Raw genomic sequence first — 20,590 nt, forward strand, 5'->3', positions numbered from 1 at the left:
ACGTAATAGTCAGCAGGGGTTTTTTATATATATTATGATCCCATCCTACTCAAAATAATTTTAAATATTAAACAAAAAATGCAAATTGATATTCAAAGTCGTGATGTATTCTATGTTTCTGATGGAACGGCCATAACATGTGAGACTTTAGGGCATGTTGTTCTAGGTCAATTCCCTTTCAAAGCCAATGAGAAAACCTTTCCGTTTGTGGAAAGTGAGGACAAGCTTGCTGATTTATTAAAAGAGATTGAAATTTCGTATCGTGATACCGGGTTAGAACCGTTGGTGTTCTTTTCGATTGTGATACCTGATATCAAGGCAAAGTTGCTAGGAGCGCCTGCGCACTGTTATGACGTGTTAGAGAGCATCGTGCAGAAAGTACAGGATGACATTCAGATGGCTCCTGTTCCTAAATTGCAGCGCTCTCGCAGTGTAAACAAGGATTCGGCTAAGTATTTCGATCGTATTGCCGCGATAGAGTATACGCTCGCACACGATGATGGCATCACGCTAAAAGGGCTGGAAGAAGCCGACGTCATCTTGTTGGGTGTTTCTCGAAGTGGCAAAACACCAACAAGTTTGTATATGGCGATGCAGTTTGGTTTACGCGTAGCAAACTACCCATTTATCCATGATGACTTAGCGCGCTTAAAGCTGTTGCCAGAATTTGAAATCTACCGACACAAGCTGTTTGGTTTAACGATTGAAGCAGAAAGGTTGATGGAGATTCGAGAGAACCGCTTAGCAGGCAGCGAATACGCCAGTGACTCACAATGTTTGTATGAATTACAAACGGTAGAGGCGATGTTCCGCAGAGAAGCGATACCTTACATCAATACCTCTTCACTATCGGTTGAAGAAATTTCGACACGCATCTTGGAGCGAACGGGTTTACGACGCCGCGTACTTTAAGTGGGTAGTTGATGAAACTTATGTTTTTGTTGCTCCTGCTAAAAGGAGCAACAAGGTGATCTTGTCCGTGATTCCTACCTATTGTTTAAGGAACGGTTAGTGAAATGGATGACAGGTTTTACGGATTGAACGCTCTCTAGATTTAGTGAAATGAATATCTAGTGAGCCGACAATATGACCGGATGCTGCTGAGTAGGGTGTGGCATAACTTGTGTTTGCCAACTATACACCTCTTTAATGGTTTCAGAGGTCAGCACTTCCCAAGGCGTGCCGTCTGCGACTATGTTGCCTTGGTTGAGGACCACAATTCTATCAGCGTATTGCGCAGCCAGGTTTAGGTCGTGCAGTACGGCGACCACACAAGCGCCTTGTTTAGCCTGTTGCTGAGTAAGTTGCAAAGTGTTGTGCTGGTGGCTTAAATCTAGCGCCGAGGTGGGTTCATCCAAAAACAGTATTTTGCTGTGCTCAATGGAGTCTAGTTGGGTCAGCACTCGCGCTAGGTGCACGCGCTGTTTTTCACCGCCAGATAAGCTAGGATACAGGCGCTCGGCTAGGTGTAATACCCCGGTTTCTTCCATTTTTCTTGTTGCTACGCGAGTGATGTTCTTCTGCCCGCCCGATAAAGTTAACCCGCCTAATTCAACCACTTCTTGCGCGGTAAAATTAAAGGTTAGTGAGCTCGATTGAGGCAGAATTCCGAACCGCTTAGCCAGCACTTTTTTATCCCAATCTCGTAAAGGTTTACCCATGATCAGGTGCTCGCCTGAGTAGGGCATTTCATTGCTGAGCGTTTTTAATAAAGTGCTTTTGCCTGTGCCATTCGGGCCAAGTAACACGGTAAATTCATGAGAATGAAATTCGATATTGACCTTATCTAAAATGGACTTTTTACCGATATTGACTGAAATATCGCTGCATTTTACTACTGGAATACGCATTAAATTCGTCCCTTTTGCGAGATAAGTAACCAAATAAAGAAAGGGGCGCCTAATACCGCGGTAATGATCCCCACTGGGATTTCTAAGGGAGCAATTAAAATGCGCGATAACATATCAGAGATAAGCAGCAGCAGAGCGCCTAATACCATAGCCAGAGGCAACAAAGTTTTATGATTTGGGCCTGAAATCATGCGCCCAATGTGCGGCACTATTAGGCCGATAAAACCTATCATTCCCGCCAGAGAAACGGTTACCCCAACGCCTGCGGCGGTAAGTAGAATCAATCGACCTTTCAGTTTTTGTACGTTAATGCCCAGATGATTTGCCTCAGCTTCGCCTAACAATAAGGCATTTAAATTCTCGGCGTCGCGGTAAAATAAAAGGCCAAGAATAACGAGCACGCTAAAGGCAAATATTACGCCCGAGAAATTGGCACCCGCAAGCGAGCCCATGGTCCAAAGAGACAAGTCTCTAAGGGCTTGGTCATCGGCAAAGTAGTTTAAAAGCCCCAACATAGCCCCTGAAAGTGCGCCAATCGCCACCCCCGCAAGTAGCATCATAGTGACTGAGGTTCCCGTGGGTGAGGTGCCAAGCTGATAGACCAATAAAGTGGTGATTGCGCCACCTAAAAACGAGAACATAGGCACAGTGCCAAACATCAACAGTTGCGGATAGCTTTGCGCCAACGAGCCAAATACCACAATTGCCAGCGCCGCGCCTAGTGCTGCGCCTGCAGAAACGCCAATAATGCCAGGATCGGCAAGAGGGTTTCTAAATAGCCCTTGCATTACCGCACCACAAATCGCCAATATGCCACCTATGGCGATGGCCAGTAGGGTTCGAGGCAAGCGCACTTGCTGCACTATCATATGAATATGCGCAGGCAGTGCCCCATCATGCAGATCCAAAAACTCAACATTGGAGGCTAAGGCTCTCATGCTTTGACTAAAGCTGATCTCCATAGGCCCAACACTGATGGAAAGCACGCTAGTGAAGCAAACACAAATCAGCGCAATACTGAGTAAGGTTGGCGTTGATAGTTTAATTGAGGGTGCAAAGTTCATAATTAGTCGCGCTGGAAGGTGTGATAAAGAGTTCGGCTCAACTCAATGCTTTCAATACCAAATCCGCCAATAAGAGCGCTGCCCGGTACTGGAATAATTTGATTGTTGGAAGCGGCGGAAGTGGCTGCTAGCAGAGGGAATTTTTGCAGAATACCTTGCTGGCCGCCCATCGCATCCCAGGTGCGTTGTGGCACTAAAATGTAGTCGGGTTGGATATTGATAATGGCTTCAAAAGACATGGATTTATAAGAGTTAAAGTCTTGATTTGCTGGGTTTTTACCACCGGCAAGTTGAATGATTTTGTCTACAGTCGTTTCAGAGCCCGCAATCGTGGCAGGGCGACCTTCACTTAACATAGCAAAAATAGCTTTAGGGTGATGCTTAGGATCAAGCTTGGCTAGATTTTCCATTTGTTGGTGAAGTTTATCTTTTAGCTCAATAGCTTGCACTTCTTTGCCTGTGACATTGGCTACCGTATCAATACGTGCATCTAAATCAGCTTCACTGTTGCCCGCAGGAACAGTAATTACCTTTATGCCCGCAGATTTTAGTAAGGCAAGAGCAGTGTCAGGGCCCATCTCGTTCGAGCCGATAATATGAGTTGGGTTTTGCGCCATTAATCCTTCTGCTGACAGTTGACGATGATAACCCACCTGCGGCAATTCGCCGGCAGGATCAAAATGTTTACTGGTGATATCAATCGCTACCAATTGATCTTTAGCATCTAGCGCGTATAGAAGTTCGGTAACGCTAGAACCGACGCTGATGATTCTGTTAGGTTCGCTTTGCGTGTTAGCCAAAGTGAACGAGGAGAAAAACGCTAGGGTGATGAATAAAAGTGTTTGTTTCATTGGGTACTCTCTTCCATGACAATGTTTGTCGCATCAATATTGTTGGTTTGTAGCCAAGCGAGCAGTTTTAGCATCGACTCCACATCGGCAGATTTATCGGGCGAGATAATCAAATCTCTTTCTGGTGACATTGTCACTTTTTCTAATAAGGTACGGGTAAAAGCATTCCAATTGGCAAAGCTCTCCCCATCAATGGCCCACTTAGGATCGGAGGTTAAAATATTCACGGTAATCACCGTTTTATCCTGATCACTGAGCACCTGCGCATCTTCTGTTTGCGGAATGGCGACCTCCATTGTTTTAATGGTGATATTGGCCGTTAATAGAAGAAACACCATCACGATAAAAATAATATCGAGTAGGGGGGTCAAATCAGGTTTAAATTCTTCATCAAACAGAGAAGACTGAGACTTGATCATGCAACGACCTCTTCACATGACTTGGCATTGTCCGGACACTCAATAGAGATGCCTTCAATGTGTAAATTGCTGTGATTTAAGGTGTATTCGATAGTCGCTAAGGTTTTTTCAATCCACATGCTAAGCAGTTGCGCGCCGGTAATGGCAGGCAAAGCAATTAATAGCCCGACCGCAGTGGTCGACATTGCCAAGCCTAAGCCATCGGCCAAAACCGATGGAGAAATAGAACCTGAGGTCAGTGCTAAGCCTTTAAACATTTCAATTAGGCCCAATACTGTGCCAAGCAAACCAATCAAAGGGCTGATAACACCTATGATAGAAAGAGTACGTATGCCTGATTTATATTGCTGACGCTTTTTAAATAACCAGATGCTAACGGCTTCTTCTCGGAGATCTTTAGTAAAAGAGCGATGACCAAGTAACATGCGCATCGCTTGAAACATAATGGTTTTACCTTGCAGATCGCGTTCAATGAACTTTTCAACTTGCTCAGAATTTGAAAAATCAATGCGGTGCACTTTGGACAATATTTGTGAGGTGTGGGTTCTGCCATTAAAAAGCATATAAATAGTGCGTTCGATGATGAGCATAAGCGTGAGAGCTGACAAAACGGTCAGTGGTATGGTCATCATTCCTAATTGGCTGTGAAGCGTAATCAAGGTGTTCATAGTGAGCTCGTGTTAAATCTAGTTGAGTTGAAAGTTAATAGGCACTTGCACGCGATAAGCCATGCGTTGCCCTTGTTCATTACGGCGTTGGAATTTCCATTTGGTGACTGCCTTGACCGCCGCAATATCTAAAATTTCATGACCTGAAGAGTGCACAATTAGCTGTTTCATTTGCTGGCCCTCTTCATTTATCCAAATCTCTACCAAGGTGTTACCTTGCCAACCACGTCGCTGTGCCAGTTTGGGATAATTCACCGCTGTTGGTTTGGCAGAGAACGTTGGCTTGCTGATCATTTTCGGTTTTGCGCTTTCACTGGCTGTTGTAGTTTCAGTCGCTTTAGTAACCGCGACGTCATCTATTTTTACCTTGTCATCTAAGTTTTCTTTTACTACCTCTGTTGTTTTCTTTGGCGCAACTTTGGCCACTTCTTTCGGCTCAGGCTTAACTGGCTGTACTTTCTTTGGCGGTTTAGGCGCTACAGGTTCAGCGGTTTTCTTAGCTGTGGTAACTGGCTTTTGAACAGGTTTAGGCACAACTGGTTTTGGGGTTACCTTCTTCGGTTCAGGTTTCTTCTGTACAACTTTCTTAGGCTTTTCTACGGGCTTAGGTTTAGTTACGGGTTTAGGTTTTGGCGGTTGAACCTCTTTTTTTACTTCTTGCGGCAGTGGCTTTTCTATTGCCTGTGGAGCTTCTTCCACAGGCGCAGGTTTGCTTTCAGTCTCTTGACGAGTGGCTTCTTTTTTAACTTGTGCTATAGAGATAAATTGAATGTTAAGTGCTTGACCTTGCAGATCATTGGCAAGGGTTATCTCTGGCTTTGGTGCAGGGAATGAGAGTGCAACTCCATGAGTTAAAAGGGAAATAGCACTTGCTATTAGATATCTATACTTCTTCACTGTCGTCAAAATTGTCATAAATTAAGCCTGAATAAATGCGAGTATACATAACGCCGAAACAAGAACAATAATCATTTATATTTCGATTTAAGTTCGTGATCTTAGTCACGAATCGGTGTGAATGAGATTTATTATCATTAAAAAGTATGACAATAATCCGCCAAATCGTTATTTAGAATATGGAAAGTAAGAAGTAGATATGAATCTTGAATTGGACAATTTAGATATCATAGGCAGGCATACACCTGATCCGTTGCGATTTGCCTTTGAGAAGAAAAAGGGCGCGCACGCTGGAGGAGTGGCTAAGCCGGTATCTCCAGATCTGGTGCAGTCTACATTAACCAACGCCTTCTCAAAATCTGGGGAAAAGACGCCACGTTGTTTGTATATCCATATCCCTTTTTGTCGTGTGCGTTGCACTTACTGCAACTTTTTCCAATACGCGTCTAGCACTCAGTTAATTGATCGCTATTTTGCTGCTCTAAAAAAAGAGCTGATGTGGAAGGCGAGTATGCCTTGGAGTCAAGACTACCCATTCCAAGCGGTTTACATTGGTGGTGGCACGCCTACCGATCTCAGCGCAGCGCAAATTAAAGAACTGGCTCAGCTGGTGCATCGTCACTTTCCATTAACTCCAGATTGCGAGTTCACCCTAGAAGGTCGTATTAATCGTTTTGACGACCACAAATTTGAGTCGGCACTTGAAGGCGGTATCAATCGTTTCTCTTTTGGCGTGCAAAGCTTTGATACTAAGGTGCGCCGCAGTGCTAAACGTCTTAATGACGGCGATGAGGTGCTAGAACGTTTACAACATTTTGTAAGTTACAACAGTGCACCGATTGTGATTGATCTTTTATATGGATTGCCACATCAAACCTTAGATACATGGGCGAAAGATCTAGAACTTTACCTAGAAAGTGGTGCCAATGGGGTCGATCTGTATCAATTAATCGAAATGCAGAATCTGCCGATGGGACGTTTGGTCGCACAAGGTAAATTACCCCAGCCAGCCAATACACAAACCAAAGCCAGCATGTTCCAAATGGGTGTTGAGTTTATGGCTCAGCATCACCAAACGCGTCTAAGTGTCAATCACTGGAGTTCGGGCAACCGCGAGCGTTCAATTTATAACAGCTTAGCGAAAACCTCCGCACAAGTAATGCCTTTAGGTGCAGGCGCTGGTGGCACAGTAAATGGCATTAGCTCAATGCAATATCGTGATATGGACAAATATATAGCCGCTGGTGAAGCGAATGAATTTGCCGCGGCAATGGCGTTTCATCGCTCCCCGAACGCGAACATTGAAGCCATCATTAAAGCGGCCTTTGATCGCGGTGTATTAAGTGCGAATGCCCTGCCAAATGGGATGTTTGAACGCCTTCAGCCTCTTTTCCAAGCGTGGAAAAAGAACGGTTTAGTTGAGCTGGCTAACGGCTATTTATCATTAACTTTAGCGGGGCAGTTTTGGTCTGTCACGCTAGCGCAAAACCTTATTCAGGTTGTCTCAAGCAACCAACCACAACCACATAACAAGAAAATAACACAAGCTGCATAATTGATTTTAGGGGAAAAGATGTATAGCAAATTAAGCAAACAACAAGTATTAGAAGCTGTCGCTACTTTGATGGAGAAGGATGACTCGGTGCCTGTCTCTGAAATGTCGACGCAGCTAGGTCTAACCGAAGGTGAGATCTCTTTTGTACTGCCTTCTAGCATGATGACGGCTATTTCCGGTGAGCATGCACAGGCTATTTTAGAAGCTCTACCTGCATGGGGCAAAGTAACGACTATTGTGCATTCATGTGGTTCGATATTTGAGTACAAAGCGCCTTTTCCTAAAGGTAAGGTGGCGCACGGCTATTACAACCTAATGGGGCGTGAAGGTGAATTACATGGGCATCTGAAACTGGAATTGGTTAAACATATTGCCGTCGTTTCAAAACCATTTCATAAGATGGAAAGCCACTATATTGGCTTTTTTGATGAGAGTGGCGAGTGTGTGTTCAAGGTCTATTTAGGCCGTGACCAAAAGCGTCAATTATTCCCAGAACAACTAGAAAAACTAGCTCAACTTAAAAAGGAATTCGCACAATGAGTGCCCATGATCAAGATGGAAAGAGTCGCGCAGAAATAAAGCAGGAGCGCCTACAGGGTCGTTTAGGACCTGAAGTTCAAGAATTTCGTGATGCTTGCAAGAGTTTACAGCTAGCAACTATCACCAAAGATGGCTTACCGCACGTAAGCTACGCGCCTTTTGCGTTTAATAATGCCGGTTATTACATTTTGGTCAGTGATCTTGCGGCACATGGTAAGAATCTAAAATCGAATAAGAATGTGTCGATTATGATGGTAGAGGATGAAGCCTCTGCCAACAATGTGCACGCCAGAAAGCGCCTGACATTTGATACTACCGCTGAGCACCTAGATAAAACCTCTCAGCAAGGTATTGAAGGGGTGCAAGCATTACAACAACGTTTTGGTGAAATGGCGCAAAACTTAGCTAAGTTAGGTGACTTTAACCTCTACAAATTAACGCCAAGTAACGGGCGTTACGTAAAAGGGTTTGGGCAAGCGTTTAATGTATCAGGTAATGATCTAGTGGATTTTCTGCACTTATCTGAAGGGCATGGGCATGGACAGCATGAGAAACAAAGCGCTGAGAAACAAAGCACTGAGAGCCAAAGCATTGCACAACAGGGCGTTGATCATAAAAGCATAGCTGAGCCAATACCTGAACAAAACTAATCTCTAGCTCTCACATATAGAGAGCAAAAACGATAAGCACTCTTCATGCTGACTTTGAGCATTCTTAGTCGGTAGGGTTTTTACAACTTTATAAATGGATTTTTGGTCTAATCATGTATAAAAAAACAACTTTAGCCGTTGCCATCAGTGCAATTGTGGCCTCGTCAGCAGTGTTTGCTGAGGAAACATATACGTTTGATGAAGTGGTCGTTTCAGCGACAAAAACAGAGCAAAATAAAAGTGATGTATCTTCATCTGTCGCAACGGTAAGTCGCGATGACTTAGATTCGCAGATGAACAATAATTTAAAAGATACCCTGAAATATACCCCAGGCGTTCAAGCGCAAGGCAGTGGTCGCTTTGGTGTTTCAGATTTCAATATTCGTGGTATGGATAATAGCCGCGTAAAAGTGATGGTGGACTCGGTACAACAGCCATTCTCATACAACCCAGGTTCAACCCAACAACGTAAATACCCAAACACCATTGAAACCGACACTTTAGCGGGTATTGAAGTGAGTAAAGGTTCGTCGTCTAGCCTGTATGGTTCAGATGCGATTGGTGGCGTGGTACTAATGCGTACCAAAAATCCGGATGACGTATTAATCACCGATGGCGATGAAAATCGTTTTGGCATTAAATCTGGCTATTCATCAGTAAATAATGAGTTTAAAAACACCGCTACTTGGGCAATGCGCCAAGGTAAGTGGGAAACATTGACCATGTTTACTTACGCGGATGGTAATGAGCATCAAACACACGGTGACGGCGCTGATATTGAAGGCGAAGATCGCGGGGCTGCGGATCCTGCTGATACAGAACTATACAACGGTTTGGTTAAAGCATTTTATCAAGTAAATGATGCGCACCGAGTGGGTTTGACGTTTGAATACTTTGACCGAACTTACGATGAGACAGTACTTTCTCAAGAAGGGTGGGAAATATTCCCAGGCTTCCAGTATTCAGACGTTAGCGCTAAAGACAATACCACTCGAACTCGTATTGGTTTAGATCATGAGTGGGCGCTAGATAGCGTGATAGCGGATGATTTGAAATGGACGGTGTCATACCAGCTTTCTGAATCACACTCAGATAACTACGATACGACAAATTACACGGCGAATGGCTTCCCAATTTTCCAAGATCGTATTCGTAACCGCCAAAGAGTGGCAAGCGATGACTCCATCCAGTTTGATATGCAGTTTAATAAAGTGATTGTTGCAGATACGCATTATCATGAACTGACCTACGGTGCGAGTTTCTTACACAACGACTTTAGCTTAGAGAACACCGATCACTTTATTCAAAGTGGCACAGGTGCTCCGCCAAGCTCAGCTCCGGGTAGCACTGGCTTACCTGATGCAACGGTTCAGCAGTGGGGCGTATTCTTCCAAGATCAAGCCTTCTTGATGGATGAAAAATTGGTGTTAACGGCAGGCGTTCGTTACGACTCGTTTAAAACAGACCCTGAAGCAAACGATGGTTACGCTGATACTCATGCAAGTAACTCTGATGATGCCTTTACTGGCCGTGTAGGTGCTGTGTACCACGTTGCGGATGCATTTAGCCCTTATGTTCAAGTGAGCCAAGGCTTTAAAGCGCCAACGGTTTATGACCTTTATTACTTCTACAACCAAGGCGCTATCTTCTATGGTAACCCAGATCTGAAAGCAGAAAAGAGTCTTTCTTATGAGCTAGGTTTCCGTGGGAAAGGTAATATTTATCAGTATGAAGTCAGTGGTTTCTACAATGAATACGATGATTTCATTACCACAGAAAAAGTGGGTACTGATCCTGCAACCGGACGTGATATTTTCACTTCAGTTAACATCGATGAAGCGCGAATCTATGGTGCAGAAGCGTCTGGTACGGTGCTTGGACCAATGGGTACTTACACTAAGTTAAGTGTGGCTTACGCGTATGGTGAAGATGTGAATACTGGTCGTGAACTGGATTCTGTTGCACCGCTAACGGGTGTGATTGGCTTAGGTTATGACAGCGAAAACAACATGTTTGGTGGTTTGATTAACTTCACTATGGTCGCAAGTAAAGACGAGTGGACAGAAGAAGATAACGTTGAAGCGCCAGCATATAACCTACTTGATATCACCGCTTACTACCGTCCAATGAACGATCTGACACTGCGTGCTGGTCTATTTAACGTAATGGACGAAAAGTACTGGTTGTATGAAGATTTACGAGGCAACACCGAGAAAACTGACTTTGAAACACAAGCCGGTCGTAACTGGGGTGTGAGCTTAGAATATTTCTTCTAACTTGATTTAATCTATTAACACTCTACTGGGCGTCTAGCTTAGTAGAGTGTTTGTTGTTTATATTGATGATGATTTTTATCTGCGCCTCTCATACCAATCTTATACCAATCACACTAAGTAAGTGATCAGAGCTAGCGCAGGAAAAATGCTCGAGAACAAGGCAGAATTTTTCGATAAGTAGTTATTCTACAATCAAAAATTCTAACGCCGTTATCGAGCATTTTAACAAGCTAGAATGACCAGTTATTTGGTACGATTGGTATTAATGCCTCATCTAGATTGAACTATCCTTTCTATGACTAAACTTCATTTCAATACATACTGCAATGTATACAGCAAGGCATACAATGAATGCAATTTGTCATCGATTTACTACCTCAAATAAGAAGGATCTTGCGTGATAAAACAAGACGTTGGCACTGCGCCGACACTCAATAAGCAGTGGTTATATCAACAAGCATTGAAACACAAAAAAATGCTCATCTACGCCAATGTAATCGCCTTTCTAGCTACGTTAATCAGTGTGCCTATTCCGCTTTTGTTGCCGCTTATGGTTGATGAAGTGCTGCTGAATAAACCCGCACAAGGGTTAGAGTTTCTAAATCGCTTTTTACCGCAAAGCATACAAACCGCATCAGGCTATATAGTGACTGTTCTGCTGATGATCATCGTGATGAGGATTGTGAGCCAAGCACTGAATATCTTGCAAACTCGCCAATTTACTTTGGTCTCAAAGCGTCTCACTTGTCAGCTTAGGCAGTGGATTTTGGACAAGTTGGGTCGCGTGTCGATGCAACAATACGAAGAAAAAGGCAGTGGCGGGCTCACATCGCACTTAGTCACCGATATTGAAACCATAGACAAATTCATTGGCTCAACACTGAGCCGATTTGTCATTAGTGTATTAACGGTTATCGGTACGGGCGGAATTTTATTGTGGCTCAATTGGCAGCTGGGCTTGTTCATTATTTTGATGAACCCAGTGGTTATTTATTTGTCTCGCCACCTTGGACAACGAGTTAAACATCTTAAAAAGAAAGAAAACCAAGCATTTGAACGTTTCCAGCAACGTTTAGTTGAAACCTTAGATGGCATCTATCAGTTGCGAGCGGCAAATAGAGAGCAAGAATATCTAGGGCGATTAAAGCAAGACGCAGAATCGATTCGTGTGGATGCAGACAAATACGCATGGCAATCTGATGCGGCCAATCGCTTGTCGTTTTTAATGTTTTTAATCGGCTTTGAGATCTTCCGAGCGGCCGCTATGTTAATGGTGCTGTTTAGTGATTTAAGCATAGGGCAAATTTTTGCTGTATTTGGCTATCTATGGTTTATGTTGTCGCCAGTGCAAGAACTGCTCAGTATCCAATATTCATGGTATAGCGCATCAGCGGCCATGAAACGCTTAAATGGCATCCTTGAAATGCCTGAAGAGTACCGACCAAAAGCCAGCGTCAATCCGTTTACTCAAGGCGACCCGATAGAGATCGAGTTTAAAAATGTCAGCTTTGCTTATGATTCTGAGCGCAATATTTTGGATGATTTTTCGCTGATCATTCCCAAAGGAAAACGGGTGGCATTAGTGGGCGCTTCAGGCGGAGGGAAATCCACCTTAATTCAGCTTTTATTGGGGATTTACCAAAAAGATAGCGGGCAAATATTGGTCAATGGACACAGTATTGAAACGGTCAGTTACGAAGCGTTGCGTCAAGAGTTAGCGGTCGTGTTACAGCAACCGATGATTTTCAACGATACCTTACGTCAAAACCTCACTTTAGGTAAGGACTACCATGAAGATGAACTTTGGAGTGCTCTTGAGGTAGCGCAACTTAGCGATTTACGACATACATTACCCAATGGATTAGATTCGCATATAGGTCGACAAGGGGTGCGTTTATCCGGCGGTCAGCGACAAAGGCTTGCCATTGCAAGGATGGTATTGAGTAACCCTGAATTGGTTATTTTAGATGAAGCGACCTCAGCGCTGGATACGTCAACAGAAGCGCAATTACACACGGCATTAAATCGTTTTTTGAAAAATCGAACTACTTTGATTGTGGCGCATCGTTTATCGGCTGTAAAACAGGCCGACCTTATCTATGTATTAGAAGATGGCAAAGTCATTCAGTCGGGTACGCACTTAGATTTGATTGAAACGGATGGTTTATATCAAACCTTATATGGCAGTTTACAAGCTGGCTAAGAAAAACAAAGCAAGGCTAACGAACATTAGCCTTGCTCATCTGGTGATTATTGAGCTTGAGGCATCTCTTTAAGCATTGAATCTACGTAGCCTTTTATTTGGTGAGTGTCTCTTTCTTGCTCAGCGCCTGCTTGAGCAAGAGAGCGCCAACGCAGTTCCATTAACGGGTAACTGTACATGGCGATGACAATCGTGCCTTTTTGTTCACTATTGCCAAAATCTTCTGCGGGTATGCCTGTTGCAAGATGGGTTTTATTGAAAATTTCATCGTCGCTAAGCTCAGATTCAATGGCAACGCCATAGCCAACAATAAAGTGCGGTTGTTGCGACATTGGCACTCGAATATAGCCTTTCTCGGCAAGGCTTTTGCCTATGGCTTCATTAAACATATTTTGCACTGAGCTTTTATCGGCATCTTCATCGATATACGCTTGCCCAGATTTAGGATGCCATGCATAGGTTTTTGCACCAGACTGAATAAATTGAAAATCGCCACTGCTAACAATGCCAATGGCAAAGTTATTATTATGCTGTGGGGTTGTGGTACAGGCAGATAAAAACAGGGCAAAAACAATTGCAAAAAACCACTTCATGAACACCTCTAAGCGTTTCTAAAAAACATTTAATATGCACAAGAGTGCATTGCATAAAAACAGCATAAACGAGCCTGCAACAGAAAGTCCAGTGAAAACGAGAGGGCAGATAAGATGAGTTTTTATGTGATAATCAGCGATAAACAAACGGCTAGAAATTAGGCATAAAAAAATGGTTCATGCCAGTAGCATGAACCATTGCTTGTTTAGGTTTGAGAAAAAATGGAATTAAAAGAAATGTCCCAAACCATGTAGTGAAGATATGATGCTAGGTAATGCAACCAAGCCTAATTTTACGGCTATGATGATTCCAACAAATCGCCAAATATTATGCGTGGCAGCTTTGTTGATCTCTTCTGCATGTTGGCTATATATCATGATAACACCTCAGGAGTTAATGGATATGTATTCAACTTACTCGCTATTGTGATTATAAAAAGAACAGTAGGGCAAAAGTATGAGCTAGGTCTACGACTATGTATGGTTTTATGATGCCAACCACACTATGGAAAAACGTGCGTGATAATACATTATGGGTGAGGTTTCATATCTGTGCTGTTATTTTGTTGTGATTTAAGCACGTAAAATCCGCATATAAGGATGATGACTTTACTTAGAAATGCGCTATAGGGATGTATTGATTGAACTTATACTTATTCTACAATCAAAAATTGTAACGCCGTTATCGAGCATTTTAACAAGCTAGAATGACCAGTTATTTAGTACGATTGGTATTATCGCCGCAAAATACTTAATTGAGCGTAAATTTGTCACCATAGCGACTAATATTCATCTATAATCATCGACCATATTTTTGGTCAGCCGCTGTTTGTGTTCTTTCGTTTGTGAAAGTGTGCACAATAGCCAACTGCTATTAGGAACAAAGAATGTCATTTTCGTCACAAGGTTTTTCATCTGATATTGTGCGCGCACTAACTGAGTGTAGTTATGAGAAACTCACTCCGATCCAACAACAAGCTATTCCGCACATTCGTCGTGGTGATGATATCCTTGCGCATGCACAAACGGGTACAGGTAAAACTGCCGCGTTTTCTTTGCCGATCATTCAGAAATTTGTGGACAATCCTAAGCCGCACAGCCGAGCTAACGTACGTGCACTTATTTTAGCGCCTGCTCGTGAACTGGCTGACCAAATTGCCAATAATATCCAGAGCTTTGCTAAATATACCGAGGTGTCTGTGGCCGCTGTTTACGGCGGGGCAAAAATGTCCTCTCAAGAGCGTAAATTGCAAGGTGGCGTGGACATTTTAGTAGCCACACCGGGTCGTTTAATTGAGCATCTAGAGCTCGGTAATGTCAGCCTAGCCAATTTAGAAGTGTTGGTATTTGATGAAGCTGACCGAATGTTAGATATGGGCTTTATTGGCGCAATCCGCACCATTATGAACGGTCTATCTACGCATCCACAAACGCACCCACAAACAATGTTGTTCTCTGCAACATCATCAGCGCAAATGAACGCGCTTGCTCAAGAATACCTACGTAAACCGAAACGTATTATTGTAAATGCGGAAAACTCGACCGCGTCTACGGTGGCGCATGTTGTTTACCCAATTGAAGAAGAGCGCAAGCGTGAATTGCTTTCTGAGCTAATCGGCAAAAAGAACTGGAAGCAAGTGCTGGTCTTTGTGAACTATAAAGAAACCGCGAATGAAGTGGTTAAAGAGCTCAAGTTAGACGGCATTAAAGCGGTGTTGTGTCACGGTGATAAAGCGCAAAGTGCTCGTCGTCGCGCCCTTGATGAATTTAAAACCGGCAAAGCGAGAGTGTTAGTGGCAACAGACGTTGCTGCGCGAGGTCTAGACATTCAAGGTCTGCCACATGTTGTGAACTACGATATGCCATTCTTAGCTGAAGACTATGTACACCGAATTGGTCGTACAGGGCGTGCAGGGCAACAAGGACATGCGGTTTCGTTTGTCAGTCGCAAAGAAGAGCTGACACTGGTTCAAGTTGAAAAACTGATTCAGCATCGCATTCGCCGCGTGGTATTAGAAGGTTATGAGCCAGAAAGTCGTGATGCGCTGCTAGTGAAGATGCACAGCAAGCCGGCTTACAAAAATCGTCAAGGCCGTACTAATAACGCCAACGAGAGTAGCGCTGAAAGCCAAAGTAGCGCTGAAGGTCGAGTTCGTTTAATGCGCGCATTAAAGCGCAGAACCAAAAAATAACCGATTAAAAATGATAAACCCAACGCATTGCGTTGGGTTTATTTTTTCTGCTAACGATATCTATTAGCTCAGCCGATTAACTAAGTCTGTTAACAACGGTTATTAGTTGGTTTCTTCTTTATCGGCTGTGATAGACAGTAGCCAGATACAAATTACTGCCACAGCAGTAAAACCGCCTAAGATAATCACAGGCATGGCACTGTAACCTAGTACGTGCCAAATGATGGATTCTAATTGACTCATAATTCTCCCTTACCAACCTTCTACGCCATGCATGTCGGGTAATTTGTGTGCAATACCTTTGTGGCAATCTACGCAGGTTTTATCACCTGAAGCCAGTGCCGTCGAGTGTTGTTTGACACTGCGTTCGCCTTGCTCAGAAAAGTCCATATAATCGAACTCGTGACAGTTACGGCACTCAAGAGAATCATTGGCTTTTAAGCGCGCCCACTCACGTTCAGCAAGATGACCACGACGAGCTTGGAACTTTTCGTCAGTATCAATGATACCTATGATATGCCCAAATACCTCTTTAGATGCCTGAACCTTGCGGACAATTTTATCTGTCCATTTATGTGGAACGTGGCAATCAGAACAGATGGCTCTTACACCTGAGCGGTTAGAGTAGTGTATTGTTTCTCGGATCTCTCTGACAATTGGCTCATGACATCCAGCACAAAACTCTTCGCTGTTGGTGTACTCCATTCCTGTATTGAATGCGCCCCAGAAGAGAAGACCGCCTGCAAACCCCATGAAAAGAACGATGCCTGCGGCCGCCTTACTAGGTGTTGAGAGTCTTTTCCAAAACGCTTTTAAAAATTTCATAAATAGCCTCTTATGGTAACAACTAGCAAAGCTTATTGAAGTGAATCAACACGTTTGAATTCGTTCTCTACCAGCGGTTTAGCATTGGCTTGAGGGACGTGACACTGCAAACAGAAATAACGTCTTGGCGATACATCCGCAAGCACCGCATCTTCACGACTCACGTAGTGAGTCACGCTGACTTTTGTTGCGCCCATCTCTTTGGCGTTTTTCCAGCTATGACACGCCAGACACTTGTTAGCATTGAGCGACACTTCATAACCACGGATATTGTGGGGAATAAGCGGTGGCTGATAAACATAATCACTGCTTAGCACTTGCTCTCTTGGGTATTTTTTAAAATCGTCGGCAGCGCGCGTTGCTTCAAGTTCACTTGCGCCACGTAAAGAGTGAACACCCCCAATGCCACCAGGGTTATGCAGTTCAGCTTGAGCCACACCTGCATTTTCAGCTTTTTCTAAATCTGTTTGTTCAAGCATGCCATCGTCAATTTCGTGGGATTGATGGCTGACGCCTTCAACCTCAGTCTGTGCAATTGCTACACCTATGGCACTAATTGATAACAGAGCAATCAATAGCTTTTTCATTATTATTTCTCCGCCTATTGGCTAATTAGCAGGGGCTATGGAACTAGCCCCAAATAACGGTCAAGGCCTTAGGCCACTTTAGTGATTTTAACTGGACACTTCTTAAAGTCGGTCTGCTTCGACAGTGGATCCGTTGCGTCCAAAATCAGTTTATTGATGAGTATCTTCGCATCAAAGAATGGGATAAACACCAAGCCTTTAGGTGGACGGTTACGACCGCGAGTTTCTACGCGGACACGAATTTCACCTCGTTTGTTTGAAATCAGCACTTCTTCACCACGACGTAGATCTTTCGCCTTAGCATCAGCAGGGTGCATGTAACACACAGCATCCGGCACCGCTTTGTAAAGCTCTGGTACGCGACGAGTCATAGTACCTGTGTGCCAATGTTCGAGTACGCGACCGGTACAAAGCCACATATCAAACTCTTGATCTGGCATTTCTGGTGGCGCTTCATACGGCGCGGAGATAATCCACGCTTTGCCATCAGGTTTACCGTAGAAGTCCCAATCAGAACCTTTTTTCGCGTAAGGATCTGAGCCTTCTTTAAAGCGCCATAGAGTTTCTTTGCCATCGACAACCGGCCAGCGTAAGCCGCGAACAGCATGGTAAGTCTCGTAAGGGGCTAAATCGTGTCCATGTCCACGACCAAATGAGGCGTACTCTTCAAAGAGACCTTTTTGCACATAGAAGCCTTGCGCATGCGCATCGTCGTTAAGATCTTTTGCTTCAGTGATAGGGTATTTATCGACATGTCCGTTTTTAAATAGGATGTCGTACATGGTTTTGCCACGAAACTCAGGTGCTTTGGCAAGCAGATCTTCAGACCAGACATCTTCAATCTTAAAGCGTTTAGAAAATTCCATGATTTGCCAAAGATCCGATTTAGCTTCGCCAACCGTTTCTACTTGCTGATACCACGCTTGAGTACGACGCTCGGCATTACCATAGGCACCTTCTTTTTCTACCCACATCGCGGTAGGCAGAATAAGGTCGGATGCTTGAGCTGTTGCTGTAGGGTACGGGTCTGAACAAACAATGAAGTTTTCAGGATTACGGTATCCCGGTAGACGCTCCGTATTGATGTTTGGACCGGCTTGCAGGTTGTTATTACACATGACCCAGTAAGCATTGAGCTTGCCATCATGGAGCATACGGTCTTGAACAACTGCGTGGTAGCCCGGTTTTGCAGGAATAGTGCCTTCTGGAAGTTTCCAGATTTTTTCAGCTTTCGCACGGTGTTTAGGGTTTGCAACGACCATGTCAGCGGGAAGACGGTGTGAGAATGTACCCACTTCACGCGCCGTACCACAAGCGGATGGTTGACCGGTAAGTGAGAATGGTGAGTTACCCGGAGTCGAGATTTTACCTAACAACAAGTGAATGTTGTAAATCAGGCTGTTCATCCATACGCCACGAGTATGTTGGTTAACCCCCATAGTCCATAGGGACATTACTTTGGTGTTTGGATCGACATATTGCTCAGCTAACTGAATCAAATGCTCTTCTGATACGCCAGAAATTTCACTGGCTTTAGCCGCCGTATAAGGGGCAACAGACTTCGCGTATTCTTCAAAGCTGATTCCAGACATTTTGCCTGAGTTTGGATGGGCAGCTGCTTTTTGCAGCGGATCATCATCGCGCAGACCGTAACCGATATCGGTTTCAGCTTGCTTAAAGTGAGTGTGCTTATTCACAAACTCAGTGTTTACTTTGTCATTTTGAATGATGTAGTTAGCAATAAAGTTGGCAATCGCTAAGTCACTTTGCGGATGGAAGATATAGCCATGGTCTGCCAATTCAAAAGAACGGTGATAATAGGTCGACAGAACATTAACTTTAACGTGTGGGTGACTTAATCGGCGGTCAGCAATACGTGTCCATAATACTGGGTGCATCTCTGCCATATTTGATCCCCAAAGGACAAATACATCGGCATTTTCGAAATCATCGTAACAGCCCATAGGTTCGTCAATGCCGAAGCTACGCATAAAGCCACCTACCGCAGACGCCATACAGTGACGTGCGTTAGGATCGATGTTATTCGAACGGAAACCCGCTTTCATTAATTTAGAAGCCGCGTAACCTTCCATTACCGTCCATTGACCTGAACCGAACATACCTACGCTAGTTGGGCCACTTTTCTTCAACGCCGCTTTAAATTTGTCAGCCATGGTATCTAATGCAACGTCCCAAGAAACAGGCGTAAAATCACCATTTTTGTCGTACTTACCATCGGTCATTCTGAGTAATGGTTGGGTAAGACGGTCTTGACCGTACATGATCTTCGACAGGAAATAACCCTTAATACAATTAAGGCCTTTATTCACTGGCGCTTCAGGGTCACCTTGAGTGGCGACGACTTTGCCGTTTTGCGTACCGACCAGCACAGAACAACCAGTACCACAAAAACGACAAGGGGCTTTATCCCATTTTATTTTTGTTTGGTCTGAACTTGCGATGAGATTGGTCGCAGAAGCGGGAAGTGAAATTCCGGCTACAGCAGCAGCTGAAGCAGCCGCATTTGCTTTCACAAACTCGCGTCGTGTCATTTTCATAATGTGTCCTCTTGCGGGGTCGGTGTACCGATGCTGGCATCGGTCGTAGCCGTTGCATGTATGTCGGTGTCTAGGGCGTCAATATCTGTTTCGATTTGGTGATAAACTAAAGCCGTATTAATGACTTCCGGTTGATCGTTTATTTCATCAATAGTTGAGGTGATAAAACCTTGGTCTTGCGTTTCCATAACCACAACAAATTTACCGTCAGATTCGGCGTAAATTTCCGTAGTAGAAAAGCTGTTTATCTTGTCTCGAATACTATCCATAGCATTTGGAGCGCAGTAGATAACAAAACTTGAAATATGAACTTCACTGGCTGGCATGTGGTTCCTCATTGCAGTCAGTCATCGATATAGCTGTGACAGGGCAAACACTCAAACAAGCTCCGCATCCGTTACACAACTGAGAGTCTAATTTTGGCTGGGGGACATGCCCAACCGAAAACGTAAATTGTATGGCGGCCTGTTCGCACTCATCGGTACAAGTGCGACACTCGACATTCTTTAGTGCTAGGCAAGTATCATTAATTTTAGCTGTAATCTCCCAAGCTACCTCTGCAGTGGAACGAAAAATGCTCTCTGGGCAAGCTTGAACACACTGTTTACAAAAGGTACATTCCCCTTTATTAAAGTCGATTATCGGAAATCCGCCACTCCCATTTATGATGATGTTGCTTTCACAGGCTTGCAGACATTTGCCACATTGGGTGCAACCATCAATAAATTCGGCATCGATTTTAGCCCACGGTAAACGTTGCCCAGTCTCGTAAACTAGGCTTGTTTGAGCGGTGCGTCGCGTGAATAATTTACGCTTAGATAAATCGACCAATTTCGTCCTTGAGCAAAGAAAAGAGTAAGCC

Annotated in this window: 20 protein-coding genes; 7 read left to right on the forward strand and 13 right to left on the reverse strand. The window is 44.0% G+C overall.

The genetic code is table 11. The features are described from left to right. Positions 1-78: 78 nt before the first annotated feature. Entirely contained in the window at positions 79-912 is an 834-nt protein-coding gene (gene ppsR, locus OCU38_RS14580) for a posphoenolpyruvate synthetase regulatory kinase/phosphorylase PpsR (RefSeq protein ID WP_261824920.1), read from the forward strand. A gap of 158 nt (positions 913-1,070) precedes the next feature. Here the strand turns inward: ppsR and OCU38_RS14585 are convergent, their stop codons facing one another. The 6 genes from OCU38_RS14585 to OCU38_RS14610 are packed head-to-tail and all read right to left on the reverse strand — an operon-like array spanning position 1,071 to position 5,767. Beyond that, on the reverse strand, positions 1,071-1,850 hold the full coding sequence (locus tag OCU38_RS14585) for a heme ABC transporter ATP-binding protein (protein ID WP_261824921.1): 780 nt from the start codon (positions 1,848-1,850) through the stop codon (positions 1,071-1,073). Then, positions 1,850-2,914 (reverse strand): FecCD family ABC transporter permease, encoded by a 1,065-nt coding sequence (locus tag OCU38_RS14590; RefSeq protein ID WP_152820067.1) that lies wholly within the window; start codon positions 2,912-2,914, stop codon positions 1,850-1,852. Before OCU38_RS14590 ends, OCU38_RS14585 begins: the two co-directional genes overlap by 1 nt. 2 nt (positions 2,915-2,916) lie before the next feature. Further along, positions 2,917-3,765, reverse strand: a complete 849-nt coding sequence (locus OCU38_RS14595; protein WP_261824922.1) for a heme/hemin ABC transporter substrate-binding protein — start codon at positions 3,763-3,765, stop codon at positions 2,917-2,919. Then, positions 3,762-4,184, reverse strand: coding sequence for an ExbD/TolR family protein (locus tag OCU38_RS14600; RefSeq protein ID WP_152820065.1), 423 nt, complete (start codon positions 4,182-4,184; stop codon positions 3,762-3,764). Before OCU38_RS14600 ends, OCU38_RS14595 begins: the two co-directional genes overlap by 4 nt. Continuing rightward, positions 4,181-4,852, reverse strand: coding sequence for a MotA/TolQ/ExbB proton channel family protein (locus tag OCU38_RS14605; protein WP_261824923.1), 672 nt, complete (start codon positions 4,850-4,852; stop codon positions 4,181-4,183). Before OCU38_RS14605 ends, OCU38_RS14600 begins: the two co-directional genes overlap by 4 nt. 18 nt (positions 4,853-4,870) lie before the next feature. Next, positions 4,871-5,767: a TonB family protein gene (locus OCU38_RS14610; protein WP_261824924.1), complete on the reverse strand. Its 897-nt coding sequence runs from the start codon at positions 5,765-5,767 to the stop codon at positions 4,871-4,873. Positions 5,768-5,948: 181 nt separating this feature from the next. On the opposite strand from OCU38_RS14610, the gene hutW reads away from it, so the two are divergent. The 5 genes from hutW (at position 5,949) to OCU38_RS14635 (ending at position 12,973) form a co-directional block, all read left to right on the forward strand. After that, positions 5,949-7,304 carry a heme anaerobic degradation radical SAM methyltransferase ChuW/HutW gene (gene hutW, locus OCU38_RS14615; RefSeq protein WP_261824925.1) on the forward strand — a complete coding sequence of 452 codons (1,356 nt, stop codon included), beginning with the start codon at positions 5,949-5,951 and terminating at the stop codon, positions 7,302-7,304. 18 nt (positions 7,305-7,322) lie between these two features. Beyond that, entirely contained in the window at positions 7,323-7,844 is a 522-nt protein-coding gene (gene hutX, locus OCU38_RS14620; RefSeq protein WP_261824926.1) for a heme utilization cystosolic carrier protein HutX, read from the forward strand. Continuing rightward, the gene (gene hutZ, locus OCU38_RS14625; RefSeq protein WP_261824927.1) at positions 7,841-8,494 is read left to right on the forward strand and encodes a heme utilization protein HutZ; all 654 of its coding nucleotides are present in this window, start codon (positions 7,841-7,843) and stop codon (positions 8,492-8,494) included. Before hutX ends, hutZ begins: the two co-directional genes overlap by 4 nt. A gap of 113 nt (positions 8,495-8,607) precedes the next feature. Next, positions 8,608-10,770 carry a TonB-dependent hemoglobin/transferrin/lactoferrin family receptor gene (locus OCU38_RS14630; protein WP_261824928.1) on the forward strand — a complete coding sequence of 721 codons (2,163 nt, stop codon included), beginning with the start codon at positions 8,608-8,610 and terminating at the stop codon, positions 10,768-10,770. A 475-nt stretch (positions 10,771-11,245) separates the two neighbouring features. Then, the gene (locus OCU38_RS14635) at positions 11,246-12,973 is read left to right on the forward strand and encodes an ABC transporter ATP-binding protein (RefSeq protein ID WP_261824960.1); all 1,728 of its coding nucleotides are present in this window, start codon (positions 11,246-11,248) and stop codon (positions 12,971-12,973) included. Positions 12,974-13,020: 47 nt separating this feature from the next. Here the strand turns inward: OCU38_RS14635 and OCU38_RS14640 are convergent, their stop codons facing one another. Beyond that, positions 13,021-13,566: a DUF4136 domain-containing protein gene (locus tag OCU38_RS14640; protein WP_261824929.1), complete on the reverse strand. Its 546-nt coding sequence runs from the start codon at positions 13,564-13,566 to the stop codon at positions 13,021-13,023. An 887-nt stretch (positions 13,567-14,453) separates the two neighbouring features. Here OCU38_RS14640 and OCU38_RS14645 point away from each other — a divergent pair. Further along, positions 14,454-15,758 (forward strand): DEAD/DEAH box helicase, encoded by a 1,305-nt coding sequence (locus OCU38_RS14645; protein WP_261824930.1) that lies wholly within the window; start codon positions 14,454-14,456, stop codon positions 15,756-15,758. A 102-nt stretch (positions 15,759-15,860) separates the two neighbouring features. Here OCU38_RS14645 and OCU38_RS14650 read toward each other — a convergent pair whose 3' ends face one another. From OCU38_RS14650 to napF, 6 genes are all read right to left on the reverse strand, one after another. After that, positions 15,861-16,001 (reverse strand): TIGR02808 family protein, encoded by a 141-nt coding sequence (locus tag OCU38_RS14650; RefSeq protein ID WP_261824931.1) that lies wholly within the window; start codon positions 15,999-16,001, stop codon positions 15,861-15,863. A 9-nt stretch (positions 16,002-16,010) separates the two neighbouring features. Then, positions 16,011-16,583 (reverse strand): NapC/NirT family cytochrome c, encoded by a 573-nt coding sequence (locus OCU38_RS14655; protein WP_261824932.1) that lies wholly within the window; start codon positions 16,581-16,583, stop codon positions 16,011-16,013. 32 nt (positions 16,584-16,615) lie between these two features. Beyond that, positions 16,616-17,062 carry a nitrate reductase cytochrome c-type subunit gene (locus tag OCU38_RS14660; RefSeq protein ID WP_261824961.1) on the reverse strand — a complete coding sequence of 149 codons (447 nt, stop codon included), beginning with the start codon at positions 17,060-17,062 and terminating at the stop codon, positions 16,616-16,618. Positions 17,063-17,238: 176 nt separating this feature from the next. Continuing rightward, positions 17,239-19,728 carry a periplasmic nitrate reductase subunit alpha gene (gene napA / locus OCU38_RS14665; RefSeq protein WP_261824933.1) on the reverse strand — a complete coding sequence of 830 codons (2,490 nt, stop codon included), beginning with the start codon at positions 19,726-19,728 and terminating at the stop codon, positions 17,239-17,241. Beyond that, a complete protein-coding gene (locus OCU38_RS14670; protein WP_261824934.1) occupies positions 19,725-20,054 on the reverse strand; it encodes a chaperone NapD in 330 nt (109 codons plus the stop codon). Before OCU38_RS14670 ends, napA begins: the two co-directional genes overlap by 4 nt. Further along, positions 20,041-20,559, reverse strand: coding sequence for a ferredoxin-type protein NapF (napF, locus tag OCU38_RS14675; protein WP_261824962.1), 519 nt, complete (start codon positions 20,557-20,559; stop codon positions 20,041-20,043). The genes OCU38_RS14670 and napF overlap by 14 nt, the downstream gene beginning before the upstream one ends. Between the last annotated feature and the right edge of the window lie 31 nt (positions 20,560-20,590).

Source organism: Vibrio neonatus (assembly GCF_024346975.1).
GTDB lineage: Bacteria > Pseudomonadota > Gammaproteobacteria > Enterobacterales > Vibrionaceae > Vibrio > Vibrio neonatus.

What these genes read in the sequence shown, in the direction of transcription:
- OCU38_RS14645 (WP_261824930.1), top strand. Translation starts at nt 14,454, where the DNA reads ATGTCATTTTCGTCACAAGGTTTTTCATCTGATATTGTGCGCGCACTA.
- hutZ (WP_261824927.1), top strand. Translation starts at nt 7,841, where the DNA reads ATGAGTGCCCATGATCAAGATGGAAAGAGTCGCGCAGAAATAAAGCAG.
- OCU38_RS14630 (WP_261824928.1), top strand. Translation starts at nt 8,608, where the DNA reads ATGTATAAAAAAACAACTTTAGCCGTTGCCATCAGTGCAATTGTGGCC.
- ppsR (WP_261824920.1), top strand. Translation starts at nt 79, where the DNA reads ATGCAAATTGATATTCAAAGTCGTGATGTATTCTATGTTTCTGATGGA.
- OCU38_RS14650 (WP_261824931.1), bottom strand. Translation starts at nt 16,001, where the DNA reads ATGAGTCAATTAGAATCCATCATTTGGCACGTACTAGGTTACAGTGCC.
- hutX (WP_261824926.1), top strand. Translation starts at nt 7,323, where the DNA reads ATGTATAGCAAATTAAGCAAACAACAAGTATTAGAAGCTGTCGCTACT.
- OCU38_RS14585 (WP_261824921.1), bottom strand. Translation starts at nt 1,850, where the DNA reads ATGCGTATTCCAGTAGTAAAATGCAGCGATATTTCAGTCAATATCGGT.
- OCU38_RS14655 (WP_261824932.1), bottom strand. Translation starts at nt 16,583, where the DNA reads ATGAAATTTTTAAAAGCGTTTTGGAAAAGACTCTCAACACCTAGTAAG.
- OCU38_RS14610 (WP_261824924.1), bottom strand. Translation starts at nt 5,767, where the DNA reads ATGACAATTTTGACGACAGTGAAGAAGTATAGATATCTAATAGCAAGT.
- OCU38_RS14605 (WP_261824923.1), bottom strand. Translation starts at nt 4,852, where the DNA reads ATGAACACCTTGATTACGCTTCACAGCCAATTAGGAATGATGACCATA.
- OCU38_RS14595 (WP_261824922.1), bottom strand. Translation starts at nt 3,765, where the DNA reads ATGAAACAAACACTTTTATTCATCACCCTAGCGTTTTTCTCCTCGTTC.
- OCU38_RS14670 (WP_261824934.1), bottom strand. Translation starts at nt 20,054, where the DNA reads ATGCCAGCCAGTGAAGTTCATATTTCAAGTTTTGTTATCTACTGCGCT.
- napA (WP_261824933.1), bottom strand. Translation starts at nt 19,728, where the DNA reads ATGAAAATGACACGACGCGAGTTTGTGAAAGCAAATGCGGCTGCTTCA.
- OCU38_RS14640 (WP_261824929.1), bottom strand. Translation starts at nt 13,566, where the DNA reads ATGAAGTGGTTTTTTGCAATTGTTTTTGCCCTGTTTTTATCTGCCTGT.
- OCU38_RS14660 (WP_261824961.1), bottom strand. Translation starts at nt 17,062, where the DNA reads ATGCTTGAACAAACAGATTTAGAAAAAGCTGAAAATGCAGGTGTGGCT.
- OCU38_RS14600 (WP_152820065.1), bottom strand. Translation starts at nt 4,184, where the DNA reads ATGATCAAGTCTCAGTCTTCTCTGTTTGATGAAGAATTTAAACCTGAT.
- hutW (WP_261824925.1), top strand. Translation starts at nt 5,949, where the DNA reads ATGAATCTTGAATTGGACAATTTAGATATCATAGGCAGGCATACACCT.
- OCU38_RS14635 (WP_261824960.1), top strand. Translation starts at nt 11,246, where the DNA reads ATGCTCATCTACGCCAATGTAATCGCCTTTCTAGCTACGTTAATCAGT.
- OCU38_RS14590 (WP_152820067.1), bottom strand. Translation starts at nt 2,914, where the DNA reads ATGAACTTTGCACCCTCAATTAAACTATCAACGCCAACCTTACTCAGT.